This is a genomic window from Acinetobacter sp. BIGb0102 (assembly GCF_003815055.1).
In the GTDB taxonomy this organism is placed as follows: domain Bacteria; phylum Pseudomonadota; class Gammaproteobacteria; order Pseudomonadales; family Moraxellaceae; genus Acinetobacter; species Acinetobacter vivianii.
Genome location: NZ_RKQE01000013.1, coordinates 111,479 through 130,714 on the forward strand (window position 1 = coordinate 111,479; position 19,236 = coordinate 130,714).

A 19,236-nucleotide genomic window follows, 5' to 3' on the forward strand; every position below is an offset into this window, starting at 1 on the left:
TTATTTGAACGGGAAGCCGAATGCACGCATAAGCGCACGGCCTTCGTCATCGCTACGAGCAGTGGTCGTAATAGTGATATCTAAACCACGGATACGATCAATTTTGTCAAAATCGATTTCAGGGAAAACGATTTGCTCTTTTAAACCCATAGAGTAGTTACCACGACCATCAAATGATTTCGCAGAGAAACCACGGAAGTCACGGATACGAGGGATTGCGATCGAGATCAAACGATCCAAGAATTCGTACATTTGGTCGCCGCGTAAAGTAACTTTACAACCGATCGGCCAACCGTCACGGATTTTGAAACCAGCGATTGATTTACGAGCAAGAGTCACAACTGGTTTTTGACCAGCAATGAGTTGCATATCAGCAACAGCGCCATCTAATAATTTCTTATCAGTTGCAGCTGCGCCTACACCCATGTTCAGGGTGATTTTCGTGATGCGTGGAATATCCATCACGTTCTTAACGCTAAGTTCTTCTTTTAACTTCGCTTTAAGTTCGTCATTGTAACGTGCTTTAAGTCTGGCCATTGCCTTTTCAACCTATTACTTCGCTGTCGCCACTGATTCACCATTTGATTTATAAACACGAGTTTTCGCGCCATCAATCACTTGGTAACCAACACGGTCAGCCTTTTGGGTTGTAGCATTAAAAATTGCCACGTTTGAAATATGAAGCGTAGCCTCTTGAGTAACGATACCGCCTTCAGCGCCAGTTACACGGTTTGGCTTTTGATGCTTCTTCACTAAGTTAAGGCCTTCAACCTTAACTCGATCTTCAGAAACAGACAAAACAACACCTTGTTTGCCTTTTTCTTTACCTGCGATCACGATTACTTGATCGCCTTTTTTAATCTTAGCCATGATTGCCTCTTATAGTACTTCAGGAGCCAATGAAATGATTTTCATGAACTGTTCAGTACGAAGTTCACGAGTCACTGGTCCGAAGATACGAGTAGCAATCGGAGCTTTGTTGTTGTTCAAAATAACAGCTGCGTTATCGTCGAAACGAATAACTGAACCGTCTGGACGACGGATGCCGAACTTTGTACGAACAACTACAGCATTCATCACGTCACCTTTTTTAACACGTGCGCGTGGGATTGCTTCTTTTACAGTAACTTTAATAATGTCGCCAACTGAAGCATAACGACGGTGTGAACCACCAAGTACTTTAATACATTGTACGCGGCGTGCACCACTGTTGTCTGCTACGTCGAGCATACTTTCGGTTTGAATCATTGCCCTACTCCAAAACCGAGCATCACCGGTCACAATTTCGAAAGGCTCAAAGAGTACTCGAAATTGTCCGATGATGCAACAAGAACGTCTAATTACTCAGCAGCAGCTTCAACTACTTCCACTAAAGTCCAAGCTTTAGTTTTAGAAATTGGGCGGCTTTCTTTGATGGTTACCAAGTCGCCTAATTTAGCAACATTGTTCTCATCATGAGCGTGTAATTTAGTTGAACGGCGGATTGATTTGCCATACAACGGGTGTTGAACGCGGCGTTCAATAAGCACAACAATAGACTTGTCCATTTTGTCGCTTACGACTTTGCCGGTTAACGTGCGGACTGTTTTTTCACTCATTGTCCGTTCCCCTGTTTTTCGGTAAGGAGTGTCTTGATACGAGCAATTGTCTTACGAGCAATTTGCACTTCATGCGATTTGCCTAGTTGACCAGTTGCTTTCGCCATACGAAGACGGAATTGGTTAAGCTGTTGCTCATCAAGCAAAGCTTTCAACTCTTCTACCGACTTTTCACGTAGATCTTTAGTTTTCATTACATCACCGTCCGAGTCACGATAGTGGTTTTAAACGGGAGTTTAGCAGCAGCTAAAGCAAAAGCTTCACGCGCTAACTCATCGCTAACACCTTCAATTTCGTACAGGATCTTACCTGGCTGGATCTGACAAACCCAGTATTCCACGCTACCTTTACCTTTACCCATACGAACTTCTAATGGTTTTTCGGTAATTGGTTTGTCTGGGAATACGCGGATGAAGATTTTACCACCACGTTTGATACGACGGCTAATGGTACGACGTGCAGCTTCAATCTGACGCGCAGTCATACGACCACGTTCAGTTGCTTTAATTGCAATCGAACCAAATGATACTGTACTACCACGATGCGCTAGACCAGTGTTACGGCCTTTGTGCACTTTACGGAATTTGGTACGTTTAGGTTGCAACATGGATTATTCTCCCTTGTCAGCAGCACGGTCACCGCGACGACCACGACGCTCTTGACCTTCACCACGACCACGACCGCGTTTAGCTGGACGCTCTTCAGCAGGAGCAGGGTTCATGACTTGTTTCATGCCACCTAAGATCTCACCACGGAAAATCCAAACTTTAACACCGATCGTACCGTATGTTGTTTCTGCGCGCATAGTTGCATAGTCGATGTCAGCACGAAGTGTATGCAAAGGTACACGACCTTCACGATACCACTCAGTACGAGCGATCTCTGCACCACCTAAACGGCCAGAAACTTCAACTTTGATACCTTTAGCGCCAGCACGCATTGTGTTTTGAACCGCACGCTTCATAGCACGACGGAACATAACACGCTTTTCTAATTGAGAAGCAATTGCTTCAGCAACTAAACGTGCGTCCAAGTCAGGGCGATCAATTTCATTGATGCTAACTTGAGCCGGAACACCCATGATGTTGGTGAGTTCGCGCTGTAATTTCTCAATATCTTCGCCTTTTTTACCGATAACGATACCAGGACGAGCAGTGCTAATAGTTACTTTAGCAGCGCCTGTAGGACGTTCGATAAGAATATTGCTGATCATCGCGTTTTTAAGTTTTTTGATTAAAAACTCACGAACTTGAAGATCTTTAAGCAAGTATTCAGCGTATTGCTTCGGATTCGCATACCAGTTAGCGTTATGGCGTTTCACAACACCTAGGCGGATACCGATTGGATGAACCTTCTGACCCATATCAAACCCCTACCTTAACGGTGATGTGACAAGTACGCTTAGTAATACGATCTGCACGGCCTTTAGCACGTGGCATGATACGTTTAAGGCTCATGCCTTCATCAACGTAAATCGTAGTTACTTTAAGGTCATCAACATCTAAGCTGTTGTTGTGTTCAGCATTCGCGATTGCAGATTCAAGTGCTTTTTTAACGAGCACAGCTGCTTTCTTGTTGCTGAAGTTTAAAATGTCTATCGCACGTGCAACCGACTTACCACGGATCAAATCAGCAACTAAACGTGCTTTTTGTGCCGAGATAGCGGCACCGCGTAATTTAGCAGTTACTTCCATCATAGCACCTATTAACGTTTAGACTTCTTATCAACACCGTGACCACGATAGGTACGAGTTGGCGCGAATTCACCCAATTTATGACCAACCATGTGTTCAGTAACAATTACTGGAACGTGGTTACGGCCATTGTGAACAGAAATTGTTAAACCAACAAAGTCTGGAAGGATCATTGAACGACGTGACCAAGTTTTGATCGGCTTACGGTTGTTAGCAGCTACAGCAGCTTCAACCTTAGCGAACAAATGTGCGTCGACGAATGGACCTTTTTTTAATGAACGAGGCATTATTCAGATTCCCTTACTTGACGCGACGGTCGCGAATAATCATCTTAGTCGTACGCTTGTTGGTACGTGTCTTGTACCCTTTAGCTTTTTGACCCCATGGGCTTACAGGTTGAATACCTTTACTACGCCCTTCACCACCACCGTGCGGGTGATCTACTGGGTTCATCGCCATACCACGAACGGTAGGACGAATACCACGCCAGCGCGCAGCACCAGCTTTACCCAATGAACGAAGGTTGCTTTCTTGGTTAGAAACTTCACCAATTACAGCACGACATTCAACATGGACTTTACGCATTTCACCAGAACGTAAACGAACGATAGCGTAAGAACCATCACGACCCAACAACTGAACTGAAGTACCAGCAGAACGTGCTAATTGAGCACCTTTACCGATTTTAAGTTCAAGGTTGTGAAGTGTAGAACCGATTGGCATGTTACGAAGTGGTAAGCAGTTACCTGGACGAATTGGAGCATCGTTACCAGATTGAACTTTATCACCAGCACGTAAACCTTTAGGTGCAATGATGTAGCGACGTTCACCGTCAGCATATTTCAATAAAGCAATATGAGCTGTACGGTTAGGATCGTATTCGATGCGCTCTACAGTCGCTGGAATACCATCTTTATTACGTTTAAAGTCAACAATACGGTAGTTTTGCTTATGACCACCACCCACGTGACGTGTAGTGATGTGACCATTGTTATTACGACCACCAGTACGTTTTTTAGCTTCTACCAACGGTGCATAAGGAGCGCCTTTGTGAAGGTGGTCATGAACCACTTTCTCTACAAAGCGACGTCCTGGAGACGTTGGCTTACATTTTTGAATTGGCATAATTCTCGTCCTTATTCCGCTGCGTTTTCAGCGGTATCGCCCAAGTCAGCCATTTCTACATCTTGGCCAGCTTTCAGGGTGACGTATGCTTTTTTCACATCAGAACGACGTCCTAATGTTTTACCAAAGCGTTTTGTTTTACCTTTAGTGATCGTTGTATTGATTTTTACAACTTCAACACCGAAGAGTTGCTCAACTGCTTTCTTGATTTCAAGTTTGTTTGCATTTAATGCAACTTTGAACACTTGAACACCAGCAGTATCACCTAAAACTTGTGCTTTTTCTGAGAATACTGGTCCTAATAGGACTTGATAGATACGTTCGTTGTTCATCCGAGTTCTACCTCAATTTTCTTAGCAGCAGCTACAGACATTACAACTTTATCAAATGCGATCAAGCTAACAGGATCAATAGCGGTAGCATCAACCACATCAACGTGTGGAAGGTTGCGAGCTGCGAGATACAAGTTCTCATCTACAGCATCTGTAATGATCAATGCGCGAGTTGCATTCAAGTCAGTAAGCTTTGCAAGCAATTCTTTAGTTTTTGGAGCTGCAACAGCAAACTCTTCAACTAATACAAGACGATCTTGGCGAACAAGTTCAGCTAAGATACATTGCATTGCACCGCGGTACATCTTACGGTTTACTTTTTGAGACCAATCTTGTGGGCGAGCAGCAAAAGTTTTACCACCACCAACCCAGATAGGGCTACGAATAGAACCCGCACGAGCGCGACCAGTACCTTTTTGACGGAATGGTTTTTTACCACCGCCAGAAACATCTGCACGTGATTTGTGAGCACGAGTACCTTGACGACCACCAGCTAAATAAGCTGTAACAACTTGGTGTACAAGAGCTTCGTTAAATTCACGTCCGAAAGCAACTTCAGACAATTCAACAGCAGAGCCGGAAACAGTTTTTAAATTCACAGTATTTCCCCTCAGGCCTTGATGGTAGGACGTACAACAACGTCACCGCCAGTTGAACCAGGAATAGCACCCTTAACAACTAAAACAGAACGTTCAGCGTCAATAGATACGATTTCAAGACCTTGAACTGTTACGCGTTCGTCACCTAAGTGACCAGCCATTTTCTTGCCTTTGAACACGCGACCAGGAGTCTGGTTTTGACCTGTAGAACCTAATACACGGTGAGATACAGAGTTACCATGAGTAGCATCTTGCGTACGGAAATTCCAACGCTTAACACCACCTTGGAAACCTTTACCTTTTGATTGACCAGTTACGTCAACAATTTGACCAACTGTGAACAAATCAACACCGATAGAAGCACCAACCTCACGGCCTTCAAGCTCAGCTTCAGTAACACGGAACTCTTTAACTAAACGACCAGCAGCAACACCAGCTTTCGCGAAGTGACCTTTCTGAGCGTTAGTTACGCGCGATTCGCGACGTTCACCAGTAGTTACTTGAATTGCTTGATAACCATCAGTTTCAAGTGTTTTGATTTGCGTAATGCGGTTTGGATCGACTTCGATAACTGTAACAGGTACAGATACACCAGCATCCGTAAAGACGCGAGTCATACCACATTTGCGACCGACTAAACCAATAGCCATGTGCATAAACCTCTAATAAAGCGGCCTAATTAACTTAAAAGTTAATCAACCGAAAGCCTTAACCCAAAGCGATCTGAACATCAACACCAGCAGCAAGATCTAACTTCATCAATGCATCAACAGTTTTATCTGTTGGTTGAACGATGTCGATCAAACGTTTATAAGTGCGGATTTCGTACTGATCACGAGCGTCTTTGTTGACGTGTGGTGAAGTAAGAACGTTGAAGCGTTCGATGCGAGTAGGCATCGGAATTGGACCACACACTTGTGCGCCAGTACGCTTAGCGGTTTCTACGATCTCTTGAGCAGATTGATCAATCAGACGATGATCAAAAGACTTCAAACGGATACGAATTCTCTGGTTAGACATACCAGTAAACTCCAAGCCAAATATATAAAGAATCACCCATGACGCACCTCACCTTTTGGTAAGTGTCAAGGGCAGTGAAAATCACTATGGTCGTGATCGATGCCACGACTGTAATGCGTTGACTACTTTCTTCGTAGTAAACGCCCTCCATTTGAGGGTCGCCCATTATAACGATTGTTTAAGTCTTATGCAATTCTTCTTTTCATTTTTTAAGCATTTTGTCAGCTCAAGCACTCACCACATAATCAATCGCCTGATTCAGCAAACGGTTTCCCTGCTCAAATTTACTTTTCAAGCTTCTTTTTAATTCAGCAATAGGCTGTACATACCTTCCATTAAAAACAGCCATCTCTTCCTCCCCCTCAATCAACAGAGCCAAGGCATGTGGTGTCATCTCTGGATGAAACTGGAATCCCAATACATTGCGTCCAATTTGATACATCTGATTCAAACACACCTTATTTTCCGCTAGACGTATTGCGCCTTTGGGAATTTCAAACGTTTCACTATGCCACTGTAAAATATTCAATTGTTCTGGTATCTGGAAACATTGCTCTGGAATATGTGAAGCACGTCCTACATCCATCCAGCCAAGCTCCTGATCAGGATTACGACTGACTGCTGCACCCAAGGCATTCGCAATCAATTGTCCACCCAGACACAACCCAATAGCAGGTTTTCCCGCAGCTAGATAACGTCTTAGCCACCTTTTTTCTAATTTTAACCAGGGATAATTCGCCTCATCATTCACGCTCATCGTTCCCCCCATAATAATCAAGAGATCAACTTCATCTACGCGTGGCAGCGCTTCAAGTTCCAAAGGTAAATCTACAGGTAATGCAAAAAATTCTGTTGCTGTAATTTTTGCGTGATGTGCTTTTAAAAAGTCATAGCAACTGCCAAAACCTTCGCCAGCGATGTGCTGAAAATAATGCACTCTTAAATGCGACTTCATGCGCGAAAACCTATTATCGTTAGAATGATGATTAGTCTTAGCAAAAATAAAGCCAGTTTTTATTGATGACCTGAATCTGTACCGATTCTGTACAAAAGCAGCAAAGCACTAGCAGCTTTCATCATTTTCTCTTAACCTGAGACGCATTCTATTGATTTAATTTTGCCCTATGACAACTCACAATAAAGCACAAACTGATCTCATTCATGCACCACGTAAAGCCCCTCAATACATAGAAACCATCCAGCCTCCCCTATTTCGTGCATCTACGATTATTTTTAAAACAACAGCGCACCTTTTTGATCGCCACTGGACCGATGCCTATGACTATAGTTATGGCACACACGGCACCCCAACTACTTTTACATTAGGGGACAATATTGCAAGAATTGAAGGCGGAAATTATTGCCTGCTTACACCCAGCGGCTTATCTGCAATTAATCTGGTGAACAGTACATTTCTAAGCACTGGTGATGAGGTGTGGGTCGCCGACAATATCTATGGCCCTAACCTTGAACATTTGAATAATCTGCAAGACCGGTACGGCATCAGCGTTAAAATTTATAATCCAGTTGATGCAGCCAGCTTTCAACCCACAGAGAAAGCCAAATTAATCTGGCTCGAAGCAGCCGGCTCAGTCACCTTAGAATTTCCCGATCTCAAAAATCTGGTCAAGAAAGCCCAACAAGCCAATGTACTCACTGCATTAGATAACACATGGGGTGCAGGACTTGCTTTTAATGCCTTCGATTTCTCTGACGAACATTTAGCGGTCGACATCATCGTACATGCACTCACCAAATATCCAAGCGGCGGTGGCGATATTCTCATGGGTTCAGTGGTGACCCGTGATCAACAGTTGCATCACAAACTCTATCGCATGCATGCCATTCAAGGGATCTCTGTATCAGGCGATGATACTGCTCAGATTCAGCGTAGTCTGGCTCACATGTCGCTCCGCTATGAACAGCAAGCACAAAGCGCCCGTGTGTTGCTGGAATGGCTAAAACAACAGCCTCAATTTAGTCAGGTTTTACATCCAAGCTCACCAGATTCAGCAGGTCATTCGTTCTGGTCAGACATTTGTACCACAGGCAAAAGCGCAGGCTTGGTCAGTGTCATTTTTAAAGCCAACTATGACTTGACGGCGGTTCGACAATTCTGTGATAACTTGAAATTGTTTAAACTTGGATTTAGCTGGGGTGGCCCAGTCAGCCTAGCCATGCTCTATGATTTAAAGCAGATGCGTTCGCTGGAAAATACACATTTACAACAAGGTTTATTGGTGCGCTTCTGTATAGGACTAGAACATCCAGAAGATTTAATCCAAGATATTCAAAACGCATTAAAACAGCTCGATTGAGATCAAAAAAACAGGTGAAGAATGAGTACACCAATCGTTATTGCTAAAAAAACCACAGATACAACACAAGATATTGTTTTGCATTCTAAATTTGCAAACCGACATGGCTTGATTGCTGGTGCAACAGGTACGGGGAAAACCGTTACTTTAAAAGTACTGGCAGAAAGCTTTTCCAGACTCGGTGTACCCGTCTTCCTCGCCGATGCCAAAGGCGATGTCTCTAGCCTTGCCAAAGCTGGCGAGAGTAATCCTAAATTTGATGAACGACTGAAAACCTTACAACTTGAACCCGTTCCATTTGCCGCTTCTCCTGTCATTTTCTGGGATTTATTTGCTCAACAAGGTCACCCGATCCGTACCACGATTTCAGAAATCGGCCCTTTATTGCTGGCGCAAATGCTTAATCTGAACGATACACAAGAAGGTGTCCTTTCGGCCGTGTTCCGTGTTGCTGATGATCAGGGCTTACTGCTGATCGATTTTAAAGATCTAAAAGCAATGCTGACCTACGTCAGTGAAAATGCTGCTGAACTAAAAGCTGAATATGGCAATCTCTCTCCTGCCAGTCTAGGCGCGATTCAACGCAATTTACTGGCCTTAGGCGATCAAGGTGGAGAACAATTCTTTGGTGAACCAAGTCTGAATATCCTCGACTTCATTCAGACCGATACCAATGGACATGGCTATATCAATATCTTAGCTGCTGACAAGCTAATGAATACCCCGAAGCTGTACGCCACTTTCTTACTCTGGATGATGTCGGAACTGTTCGAACAACTACCAGAAGTCGGTGATATGGATAAACCAAAACTGGTATTCTTCTTTGATGAAGCTCACCTGTTATTTGACAATGCCAGTCCAGCTTTACAACAAAAAATTGAACAAGTGGTTCGTCTGATCCGTTCTAAAGGTGTTGGGATTTACTTTATTACTCAAAATCCGCTGGATCTACCTGAAAGCGTTTTAGGACAACTCGGGAATCGCATACAACATGCTTTACGTGCTTTTACCCCTAAAGACCAGAAAGCTGTCAAAACTGCCGCAGACACTTTCCGCGCCAATCCAGAGTTTAAAGTTGATCAAGCCATTACCGAACTCGCAGTTGGTGAAGCATTAATTAGCTGTCTAGATGAACAAGGCACACCACAAATCGTAGAGCGCGGCTGGGTAATGCCGCCCTACTCATCATTTACGCCGATTAGTCCCGAAGAACGCCAAGTGATCATTTCTCAAAGCATTGTCGCTGGTGTTTACGATCAAGCGGTGGATCGGGATAGTGCGTATGAAATGCTGCAAAAGAAAGTGCTGCAACAATCCCAGCAAAAAGAAGCCGATGATCTAGCACAACAACAAAGTAAAGAACAGGAAGCGCTCGCCAAGCAACAAGCCAAAGAGCAAGAACGTTTTGCCCGTGAACAGCAAAAAGCTGCTGAAAAAGCACAACGTGACCGTGAGAAGCTGACACAGGATATCGTAGGAACATTTGCCAAAAGTGCTGCGCGTAGTCTAGGTGGTAGTACTGGACAGAAAATTGTGCGTGGTCTACTCGGCTCCCTCTTCGGCAAAAAATAAAACAATACTCAATTGAAAGTTAAGGGATAATTTATTATCCCTTAATTTTTTTATGGCTTTTATTTAATTTAGCATTGCAAATCTTTTTTTAAAGGTATATTTTAAATACATCTTATAAATGATAGCCAAGAGAGATCTCCTATGACTCCGCAGCAAATTGACCTTGTTAAAGCAACAGTTCCAGTTCTTCGTGAAAACGGCGTAGCGCTGACTGGATACTTTTATAACCGCATGTTGGGTAACAACCCTGATTTAAAAGAAACCTTTAACATGGGACATCAGCGCAGTGGTGCACAGGCACAGGCGCTTGCGGGGGCAGTTTTAGCTTATGCAGAGAACATTGAAGATCCTTCTGTGCTTTTACCGGTGGTTGAACTGATTGCGCATAAACATGTCAGCTTAAATATTCAGTCACCAGATTACGGCATCGTGGGTGAAAACCTGCTGCATTCCATTAGTGAAGTACTGAATATTTCAATGGAAGATCCATTAATTGGTGCATGGGCTGCGGCTTATGGTCAATTGGCTGATTTATTTATCAGTACTGAAAAAGCGATTTATGACCAACATCAACAAACCAAAGGTAGCTGGTTAGGCTGGCGTAATTTCAAAATCGCCAAGAAAGTCGTAGAAAGTGACGAAATCACCTCTTTCTACCTTGCGCCTGTTGATGGTGGGGAATTACCAAAATATGAAGCAGGCCAATATATTTCAGTTCGTGTGTTCGTACCTGAGCTTAATTTAAGACAACCCCGCCAATACACACTTTCAACTAGCCCACAGGCAGATTACCTACGTATCTCAGTGAAACGTGAAGATGAAAAAGGCGAACTTGCTGGTGGTTGGGTATCAAGCACATTACATGGTTTAGCTGAAGGTTCAGAAATTGAAGTGTCTGCACCGACAGGAAACTTCTATTTAATCGACAGTAACAAACGCAATGTATTTATCAGTGGTGGTGTCGGCTTAACTCCAATGATTGCGATGCTGAATCAATTGGTGACTTTAGATATGCCACAGCCTGTCAGCTTTATTCATGCATGTCGTAGTAGCCAAGTCCATGCCATGAAGAAGCATATTCATGAACTGAAAAGCAAGTATCCACGTTTGAGCACATTCACTGCTTATGAATTTCCACATGCAGCAGATGTGCTCGGTGAAGATTATGATGTCGCTGGTCGTTTAGACCTCCGCACCTTAGATGCAGCGTTATTACCAGCCAATGCCGATTACTATTTATGTGGGCCGATGCCATTTATGGCAGAGCAACACAAGGCACTGGTAGCACGCGGTATCCCTGCTGAAAATATTCACAGCGAAGCCTTTGGTACAGGTGGCGTTAAGCTCAGCTAATTTACACCGCATTTTGTATAAGGCTAGCCTGTGATAGACTAGCCTTTTCTATTTATTGCTCCAGATTGAGCGAAACCACATGCAACTCAATAAGTTTACAGATTATGCACTCAGAATCCTGATGTATGTCGCTCGCCCGAGTGATGTACCGTATACGATTGCAGATATCGCGCAGGACTTACATGTGTCACAAAATCATCTGGTGAAAGTGGTTCACTTCATGGGCAAACAGCAATGGATTGTGACCATTCGTGGCAAAGGAGGCGGTCTTCGCCTAAACCCTGAAGCCAAGAGCTTGAAGTTAGGTGAAATTGTCCGAACCTTGCAAGGGAGCCATCAAATTGTTGAGTGCAATACCCCGCCCTGCGTATTACGCTCCCATTGCGGTCTCAAAGGTATTTTAGATCAGGCACTAGAAAGCTTTTATCAAAGTCTGAATCAATATACCCTCGGTGAAGTGGTTCAGCACGGTATTATTCCTTCTCCGATCCATTCAGAAATTAACTTTTTAGAATTGTCACAGAAAGCTTAATAAGCACTTCAACATCAAGATTCGCACGAAGCCGTCACATCCTTTATAATGGTCGTTGCTATTTCAATTCAAAAGTAAGCTTCTATGCGTCGCAGTGAAAAATCCAAAGACACCAAAGCCAAACTCGCTCCCAAACAAAAAATCAGTTATGAGAAAAAAGCTGACCCTGCAGTGACTGAATATGCAGTACAGTCTCTCACTTGGTTACGCCAAGCTGAATTTTTGATGAGTGCGCCAAAACTGTCTTTATGCGTAGAAGATACAGGCTATGAAATTGCATTTGCTGGTCGCTCTAATGCGGGTAAATCCAGTGCCATCAATACTTTAACCAATCAAAAGCAACTCGCACGTGCTTCTAAAAAACCTGGTCGTACTCAAATGATCAACTTTTTTAGTTTAGGTAACCCTGATCAGCGTCTGGTCGATTTACCTGGTTATGGTTACGCAGCTGTTCCGGAAGCCATGAAAATCGTGTGGCAAAAAGAATTGGAAAATTACCTGATTCACCGTAAGAGCTTACAAGGTCTGGTGTTATTAATGGATATTCGTCATCCATTGCAACATTTTGACTTGATGATGCTGGAATGGGCACATTCACGTCATTTATTCGTGCATATCCTTTTGACCAAAGCGGATAAACTGAACCGTGGCCCTGCCAACAAAGTGCTGTTAGAAGTTAAACAGCAACTGAAAAAGATGAAGCTTGACTTCTCAATTCAGTTGTTCTCGTCATTGAACCGAATCGGCTTAGAAGAACTGGCCAGTGTGATGGCAGGTCGCTTGAATTTCACCCTCGATCAACCAACTGAATTTGACCTCGATCAGATCCCTGAAGCCTCAGAAACTGACGTAGAAGAATAAAAAATGCATTTTATGCAACTTGATGCATTAAATAATTTTTAATTGTCCCGAATTGCTAAACACAAACACTAGGTAGTTTACATATACTGCTTAGTGTTGGTTCATTGCACTATCGATTAGGACTAAACAACAATGAAATTACTATCATTTGTGAAGAACAAACTTGGTTCTTCGATTGACTATAAAATCCTCCCGCGCAAAGTTAAATTTGATTGGGAAAATACACCAGTGGATTGGATTCCAAACCAGCCTTTTGCCAGCTATTTTATTAATGAAATTAACAATATTTTACCTGCTGGTGAGTTTTGGTTTTGCCGTTTATATAACAAAGTCCTCCCTGAAATTACCGATGAAAAACTAAAACAGGATGTGCAGGCATTTATTCGTCAAGAAGCCATGCATGCCGTTGCGCACACCTCTGCCAACAAGGAATATCTCAGCCAACGCAATATCGATATTCAGCGCAATCTCGACATCATGGATTTCTTATTCACCAAAGCTTTGGCAGATAAACCTTTTGGTAAAGAAATTCCAAAAGCTCTTGATCATCAATGGGATTTATTCCGTCTCGGAGTGATTGCCACCGTTGAGCATATGACTTGTGTATTAGGTAAATATGCGCTTTACAACAAACGCTGGGAAGAACTGGGCGCCGATCCTGAAATGCTTGATTTAATTAAATGGCACGGGTCGGAAGAAATTGAACATCGCACTGTTGCCTTTGATCTTTACCGTCATTTAGGTGGTAGTTATATCGCACGTTACTACCTAAGTGTTGCAGTCATTGCGGGCGTTTTAGGACTCTGGGTCGACGGCGCAGCGCATATCATGAGTCAGGATCCACGTTTCGCTGATAAGAAGCCAAGTGTGTTCAAGCCATGGATCTGGATTGAATGGTCGAAGATAGCATTAAAAGATTCTAAAATTTTGCCGGGTCCAGCATGGTTAGTGGCACAGCAATTGGATTATTTAATGCCGTGGTACGACCCTGTTAAGGAAGGTAATACTCAAGATGCCGTGAATTACTTAAACAATTCACCAGCCGCAAAACGCGCTTTACAACAAGCCGCTTAAACTTTAAAGATAAAAAAAGCAGGAGTGATCTCCTGCTTTTTTTATTCCAATTCAGATTAACCTGCTTCAGCCTCTGCCTGTTTAGCATAACGATCTACCACCACGCTAATCATCATGTCACCCTGTACATTGACCACCGTACGTACGGTATCTAAGACACGGTCGATCGGCAGTAAAATCGCAATCGCTTCGGCGGGTAGTCCCACAGATTGTAATACCATGATCATGGTGACCATGCCTGCACTTGGAATACCCGGTGCGCCCAATGAAGCAATCATCGCGGTTAAACAAACGATAACTTGCTGAGTTAAACTTAGATCCAGTCCCATCAAATTCGCAATAAATAAAGCTGCGGCTGCCTCATACAGTGCCGTACCATCCATATTTAACTGCGTACCCAGTGGAATCACAAAACCTGCGGTTTGTGGTCGCACTCCCAGATTTTCCTGAGCACATTTCATACTCAATGGCATGGTCGCAGAACTTGAGCTGGTGGCAAATGCGGTGACCAATGCAGTTCTCGCACCTCTGAAAAAGGTGATCGGATTCATACGTCCGAAGATCCAGAGCAAGGCAGGTAACACCACCACTCCATGAAAAATAGTTGTCCCTGTCACCACCGCAGCAAACTCGACCAGACGACTGAGCACGGACAAATCTTCAGTCGCAATCAACTTCGCCAATAACGCAAAAATACCAATCGGCGCAAGCTTCATTACCCAGCCCACCAGCATCATCATGATGTCAAAAAATTGCTGGCTAATATTACGGACTAAAGCAAAACGTTCCCCGCCCTTGACCAAGGCCACGCCAAGGAATAAAGCAAACACCACCACCGCAAGCACATTGCCTTCGCTGAATGCTTTAAATGGATTAATTAAGGTATTTTGAATAAAAGTAGTGAAAAAGCTGGACGGCGTTAAGGTATCGGGTGTTTGGTGATTATCCATGGCAGCCTGAAACAGCTGGATATCGACACCTTTGCCCACATCAAACAAATGCGCACAACTGATCCCTAAAATCAAAGCCAAAGTCGTAGTGGTAAAACAACTCAACGCTGTAATTTTCCAGACCCGACCAAATTGACCGCCTGCCTGTAAATTGGAAACACCCACCACAATTGAACTAAAGATCAATGGGATCAGTAGCATTTTCAGCAAGCCAATAAAGATACTACTTAAGACACCGAGACCATATAGACTGTAGTCAACAAATGCCGTTTGCGGATAAGCAATCAGCAGAAAACCAAATGCTACACCGAGCACGGCTGCAATCAAAATCTGTGTATTTAAATTCATTGTGATTGATAAAGCTCTTTAACTTCACCTTACTATGGCATGCTCATGTTGAAGAATCGAGCAATTTTTTGTCAGCCTTATGCTAAAAAAAGCCATCATAATGATGGCTTTAGTATGGGCTTATTTTTATTGGGTTTCGATTTCTCTGAGCCGAATCAAACCTTCCTGAACTGTACTACAGACCAGCTGACCATTTTGCCACATCCGCCCAAAGTTCAGACCGCGAGAGCTGGCACTCACCGTTGCTTCCATATCGTAGAGCATCCATTCATCAGCACGTAACGGACGATGGAAATAAATGGTGTGATCAATACTGGCACATTGCAGATTCGGAGAAATCCAAGATAAACCGTGTGGACGCAATGCCGTGGTCATCAGAGTAAAGTCCGAATAGAACGCAACAATGGCCTGATGTAATGAGATTTCATCCAGATCTTTCGGAATCGTACCGTGGGTACGAATATAGTGCGCATAAAATGGAGCTTCAGGTTGAGGCTGAAATGGATTGATTAACTGCGTTGGACGAATCTCAACATGACGTTCACGCATAAAGCTGGCACGCACATTTTCAGGCACGAAATTAATCAGACTTTCTTTCAGTTCATTTTCTGACTTTAATGTTTCAGGCGCAGGATATTCTGACTCTTTGTGCTGATAGTTCAACCCTTCTTCTGGATAGGCAAAAGATACCATCGCAGAAAAAATAGTACGCCCATGTTGAATGGCACGCACCTGTCGGCTGGCAAAACTCTTACCATCTCGAAGTGGGTCGACTTCATAGATAATCGGTGCATTGACATCGCCCCCGTACAGGAAATAGGCATGTAAAGAGTGTGCCGGACGATCCGTCGTATATGACGCTGCTCTCAAGGCCTGTCCAAGAACCTGTCCGCCGAATACCCGTTTGCCTACCAAATTGCGGCTATTGCCTCGGAAAATATGCTGTTCCAGCTTTTCCAGAGTCAAAAGTTCAACCAATTCTTGAGTTAACGCATTCATGTAATATTCTTCCAACATCAATGGGGGAGAGATCAACCAATCCTTTCAGGGTTGATAATTTTGATTGTGCCACAAATTCAAATGACAATGGTCAGGATAAAATGATTCATCCGTCACGTTAATCGTATTTATAACTGCTAAAAATACGATTTTTAACGATAAAATCTACCAAATACGCTATATTTTGTCAGAAAATAACATACCGTTTTATGTAAGAATACCGCAGAATGTCGTGTTCATCATGAATCGATGCCAGGATTATGATTTAGGAGTTTGTAATGTCCAAGACTGGATTTGGTCAAATGTATCGCCAACTTTCGAGTAAGTTACTTGACCTGGTGGTAACCCCACATGTTCTTGGTGAAGTTCCTACAGAATCCACCACAGCAGAGCAAAACACAACAGAATCAAATAAGTTAGTTTGCTATGTTTTACAGAATTATTCGCGTAGTAACGCATTGGTGGTCGATGGTGAGACCCGTCGCCTCAATTTAAAACCGGCACTGGATCCGTTGAGTTTTGGATCATACCAAGAAAAAAACTCAGTCCTGTTTTTACACCACAACGAAAATAATTTCTTTAATACGCAAACCTTCCCTCCCCGCCTATTACAACTTGTTGAAGCACTGGAACAACATCCTGATGTTGATATTCAACTCGTGCCTGTTACGGTACTTTGGGGACGTTCGCCAGACAAAGAAGATTCCTGGTTCAAACTTTTATTCTCTGATACATGGGCAACCCCGGGTACAGTCAAACAGTTGATGAATATTGGTCTGCACGGCCGACAATCTTATTTAGAGTTTCATGAACCACAATCGCTACGTGAACTGGTCGACTATGCCAAGACCAATCATCCAAATGTTTCACCAGCAACCTATATTGCCAGCTCACTAGACACTTACCTCGATCAACAGCGTGAAGTGGTTCTCGGCCCCGATTTATCAGATCGCCGTAATGTGATGCAATCGGTAATCAAGTCACCTGAAGTGCAAGATGCGATTCGTCGTGAAAGCATTCAGCATAAAATCAGTATGCTCGAAGCAGAACGTCGTGCAATTGGCTATGTCAATGAAATCGTCTCTGATTATTCGGCATCTGCAGTCCGTTTTGCCGATATGGCCTTAACCCGTTTATGGACACAGCTCTATGACGGCGTTGAAGTCCATAACTTCAGTACGGTTCGTGAACTGGCAAAAGACTACGAAATCGTTTACACCCCTTGCCACCGTAGCCATATCGACTATTTATTATTGTCATACGTGATTTATAAACGCGGCTTGATGATTCCGTATATCGCAGCAGGTGATAACCTCAACTTACCATTTGTAGGCCAGTTATTACGGGGTGGCGGTGCATTCTTTATTCGTCGCTCTTTCCGTGGCAATGCACTTTATACCTCTGTATTTAAAGAATATTTATACAGCATCTTATCGCGCAACACCCCAATCGAATACTTCATTGAAGGCGGTCGTTCACGTACAGGGCGTTTATTACCACCGAAAACAGGTATGTTGGCGATGACCATTCAAGGGCATTTACGTGGCCCTGCCAAACCAATCGTATTTGTACCCACCTATATCGGTTATGAGCGTCTGATGGAAGGCTCAACCTATGTCGGTGAAATGCAAGGTAAGCCAAAAGAAGCCGAGTCAATTTTTGGTATCGTAAGAACCTTACGCAAAATTGAACGCATCTTCGGTAAAGTGCATGTGAACTTCGGCGAACCTGTGTTCCTGAATGACATTCTGAAGCAGAATAATATCGAGCAAAACCCGACTGATGTACCAAGCTCTACCGAGATTTCGACGGTCGTTGCAGACTCAGCGCATCTGATCCTGGAAAATATCAACCGTGCAGTGGTGATCAATCCAGTTTCCTTACTTTCTTTAATCTTGCTTGCAACACCAAAACACACTTTGGATGAAGAGATCTGTGCAAAACAACTCGACATCTATCGTGATTTGGCAACCCAGCAACCTTATGATGAACGCACTCAAGTGACTTCATTATCAGGTAAAGAAATCGTTGCCTATGGTCTTAAGCTGAAACTGATTAAACGCGTACAACATGTATTAGGCGATATTATTGCGATTGAAGATAACCAAGCAGTCTTGCTGACTTACTTCCGTAATAATATCCTGCATGCCTTTGTATTACCGTCACTGGTCGCTTCTCTAGTTGAGCACAACGGAAAAATTCACAAGAATGATTTAAGCAACGTGATTCGCACCTTATATCCATTCTTGAAAGCTGAACTGTTCATGAAATGGCAAGTGAGTGATTTACAGCAAAAGATTGATAGCTATATCGATGCATTGGTGAAGATTGGCCTGATTTTCCAAGATAACGATGGCAACCTGTTTAGCCCAACACCAAACAGCGAAGAACATCAAAAACTGGTTACATTGGCAATGCCAGTGAAACAGAGCCTAGAACGTTACTACATGACGCTGGCACTGATCACACAACGTGGTTCAGGGAATATCTCAACCAAACAAGTGGAAGAACTAAGCCATTTACTTGGCCAGCGCCTGTCTGTGCTGTATGAATTCAACTCGCCAGAGTTCTTCGATAAAGCGCTATTCCAAAGCTTTATTAAAGTACTGACTCAGCAAAATTACATTCGTAACAATGAGCAAGGCTTCATTGAATATGATGATAATTTCAGTGAAATGGCAGCTGGGGCACAACTGGTGCTGGATGAAACCACCTTACAAATGCTACAGCACATCACCACTTTTAGTGATGAAGAACTAGCTGAGGCATTGGAAGCAATGGCATCACAGCAAGCCAAACGTCGCCTAAAACGTAAGAAAGCATAAGCATAAAAAAGGCAACTTCGGTTGCCTTTTTCTTTC

The 19,236-nt window shown here is 43.3% G+C and carries 23 protein-coding genes and 1 pseudogene; 7 read left to right on the forward strand and 17 right to left on the reverse strand.

Translation table 11 applies throughout. From position 1 onward, the window contains the following. The 15 genes and pseudogenes from rplE to EC846_RS11850 all read right to left on the reverse strand — a co-directional run bounded on the left by rplE (position 1) and on the right by EC846_RS11850 (position 7,323). Positions 1-537, reverse strand: a complete 537-nt coding sequence (gene rplE / locus EC846_RS11780) for a 50S ribosomal protein L5 (RefSeq protein ID WP_004775884.1) — start codon at positions 535-537, stop codon at positions 1-3. A gap of 15 nt (positions 538-552) precedes the next feature. Beyond that, positions 553-870 carry a 50S ribosomal protein L24 gene (gene rplX, locus EC846_RS11785; protein ID WP_123775274.1) on the reverse strand — a complete coding sequence of 106 codons (318 nt, stop codon included), beginning with the start codon at positions 868-870 and terminating at the stop codon, positions 553-555. A 9-nt stretch (positions 871-879) separates the two neighbouring features. Then, positions 880-1,248 (reverse strand): 50S ribosomal protein L14, encoded by a 369-nt coding sequence (gene rplN / locus EC846_RS11790; protein WP_004657680.1) that lies wholly within the window; start codon positions 1,246-1,248, stop codon positions 880-882. Positions 1,249-1,340: 92 nt separating this feature from the next. Then, positions 1,341-1,598, reverse strand: coding sequence for a 30S ribosomal protein S17 (rpsQ, locus tag EC846_RS11795; RefSeq protein WP_004657679.1), 258 nt, complete (start codon positions 1,596-1,598; stop codon positions 1,341-1,343). Further along, positions 1,595-1,792: a 50S ribosomal protein L29 gene (gene rpmC, locus EC846_RS11800; protein ID WP_000849927.1), complete on the reverse strand. Its 198-nt coding sequence runs from the start codon at positions 1,790-1,792 to the stop codon at positions 1,595-1,597. Before rpmC ends, rpsQ begins: the two co-directional genes overlap by 4 nt. After that, a complete protein-coding gene (gene rplP / locus EC846_RS11805; RefSeq protein WP_004657678.1) occupies positions 1,792-2,205 on the reverse strand; it encodes a 50S ribosomal protein L16 in 414 nt (137 codons plus the stop codon). Before rplP ends, rpmC begins: the two co-directional genes overlap by 1 nt. Continuing rightward, positions 2,145-2,961: pseudogene (gene rpsC / locus EC846_RS11810) on the reverse strand (30S ribosomal protein S3). The gene rplP and the pseudogene rpsC overlap by 61 nt, the downstream one beginning before the upstream one ends. Position 2,962: 1 nt before the next feature. Then, entirely contained in the window at positions 2,963-3,292 is a 330-nt protein-coding gene (gene rplV, locus EC846_RS11815; RefSeq protein WP_004657676.1) for a 50S ribosomal protein L22, read from the reverse strand. A gap of 11 nt (positions 3,293-3,303) precedes the next feature. Next, on the reverse strand, positions 3,304-3,579 hold the full coding sequence (gene rpsS, locus EC846_RS11820; protein ID WP_004775885.1) for a 30S ribosomal protein S19: 276 nt from the start codon (positions 3,577-3,579) through the stop codon (positions 3,304-3,306). Between the two features lie 13 nt (positions 3,580-3,592). Next, on the reverse strand, positions 3,593-4,417 hold the full coding sequence (rplB, locus tag EC846_RS11825) for a 50S ribosomal protein L2 (RefSeq protein ID WP_004660349.1): 825 nt from the start codon (positions 4,415-4,417) through the stop codon (positions 3,593-3,595). A gap of 11 nt (positions 4,418-4,428) precedes the next feature. Then, a complete protein-coding gene (rplW, locus tag EC846_RS11830) occupies positions 4,429-4,749 on the reverse strand; it encodes a 50S ribosomal protein L23 (protein WP_004641070.1) in 321 nt (106 codons plus the stop codon). Beyond that, a complete protein-coding gene (rplD, locus tag EC846_RS11835; protein WP_004641072.1) occupies positions 4,746-5,348 on the reverse strand; it encodes a 50S ribosomal protein L4 in 603 nt (200 codons plus the stop codon). The genes rplW and rplD overlap by 4 nt, the downstream gene beginning before the upstream one ends. Before the next feature lie 11 nt (positions 5,349-5,359). Next, positions 5,360-5,998 (reverse strand): 50S ribosomal protein L3, encoded by a 639-nt coding sequence (gene rplC / locus EC846_RS11840; protein ID WP_004775888.1) that lies wholly within the window; start codon positions 5,996-5,998, stop codon positions 5,360-5,362. A gap of 58 nt (positions 5,999-6,056) precedes the next feature. Beyond that, a complete protein-coding gene (gene rpsJ, locus EC846_RS11845; protein ID WP_000070912.1) occupies positions 6,057-6,368 on the reverse strand; it encodes a 30S ribosomal protein S10 in 312 nt (103 codons plus the stop codon). Positions 6,369-6,594: 226 nt separating this feature from the next. After that, entirely contained in the window at positions 6,595-7,323 is a 729-nt protein-coding gene (locus EC846_RS11850) for a type 1 glutamine amidotransferase (RefSeq protein WP_004775889.1), read from the reverse strand. Between the two features lie 169 nt (positions 7,324-7,492). Between EC846_RS11850 and EC846_RS11855 the strand changes: the two genes are divergently transcribed. The 6 genes from EC846_RS11855 to EC846_RS11880 all read left to right on the forward strand — a co-directional run bounded on the left by EC846_RS11855 (position 7,493) and on the right by EC846_RS11880 (position 14,078). Continuing rightward, positions 7,493-8,686: a PLP-dependent transferase gene (locus EC846_RS11855; protein ID WP_123775275.1), complete on the forward strand. Its 1,194-nt coding sequence runs from the start codon at positions 7,493-7,495 to the stop codon at positions 8,684-8,686. A 21-nt stretch (positions 8,687-8,707) separates the two neighbouring features. Next, complete coding sequence (locus tag EC846_RS11860) at positions 8,708-10,258, forward strand: helicase HerA-like domain-containing protein (RefSeq protein WP_047430504.1); 1,551 nt, start codon at positions 8,708-8,710, stop codon at positions 10,256-10,258. Between the two features lie 141 nt (positions 10,259-10,399). Then, the gene (gene hmpA, locus EC846_RS11865; RefSeq protein WP_123775276.1) at positions 10,400-11,611 is read left to right on the forward strand and encodes an NO-inducible flavohemoprotein; all 1,212 of its coding nucleotides are present in this window, start codon (positions 10,400-10,402) and stop codon (positions 11,609-11,611) included. 79 nt (positions 11,612-11,690) lie between these two features. Then, positions 11,691-12,143 carry an RrF2 family transcriptional regulator gene (locus EC846_RS11870; protein ID WP_069578180.1) on the forward strand — a complete coding sequence of 151 codons (453 nt, stop codon included), beginning with the start codon at positions 11,691-11,693 and terminating at the stop codon, positions 12,141-12,143. Positions 12,144-12,227: 84 nt separating this feature from the next. After that, positions 12,228-13,004, forward strand: a complete 777-nt coding sequence (yihA, locus tag EC846_RS11875) for a ribosome biogenesis GTP-binding protein YihA/YsxC (RefSeq protein ID WP_004775894.1) — start codon at positions 12,228-12,230, stop codon at positions 13,002-13,004. 132 nt (positions 13,005-13,136) lie between these two features. Further along, a complete protein-coding gene (locus EC846_RS11880; protein ID WP_004775895.1) occupies positions 13,137-14,078 on the forward strand; it encodes a metal-dependent hydrolase in 942 nt (313 codons plus the stop codon). Between the two features lie 56 nt (positions 14,079-14,134). Here the strand turns inward: EC846_RS11880 and EC846_RS11885 are convergent, their stop codons facing one another. Together EC846_RS11885 and EC846_RS11890 are read right to left on the reverse strand one after the other, a co-directional pair. Then, positions 14,135-15,376: a dicarboxylate/amino acid:cation symporter gene (locus EC846_RS11885; RefSeq protein ID WP_123775277.1), complete on the reverse strand. Its 1,242-nt coding sequence runs from the start codon at positions 15,374-15,376 to the stop codon at positions 14,135-14,137. Positions 15,377-15,502: 126 nt separating this feature from the next. Further along, positions 15,503-16,375: an acyl-CoA thioesterase gene (locus EC846_RS11890; RefSeq protein ID WP_123775278.1), complete on the reverse strand. Its 873-nt coding sequence runs from the start codon at positions 16,373-16,375 to the stop codon at positions 15,503-15,505. A 278-nt stretch (positions 16,376-16,653) separates the two neighbouring features. Here EC846_RS11890 and plsB point away from each other — a divergent pair, with 278 nt between their 5' ends. Further along, entirely contained in the window at positions 16,654-19,200 is a 2,547-nt protein-coding gene (gene plsB, locus EC846_RS11895) for a glycerol-3-phosphate 1-O-acyltransferase PlsB (protein ID WP_062846622.1), read from the forward strand. Positions 19,201-19,236 lie beyond the last annotated feature (36 nt).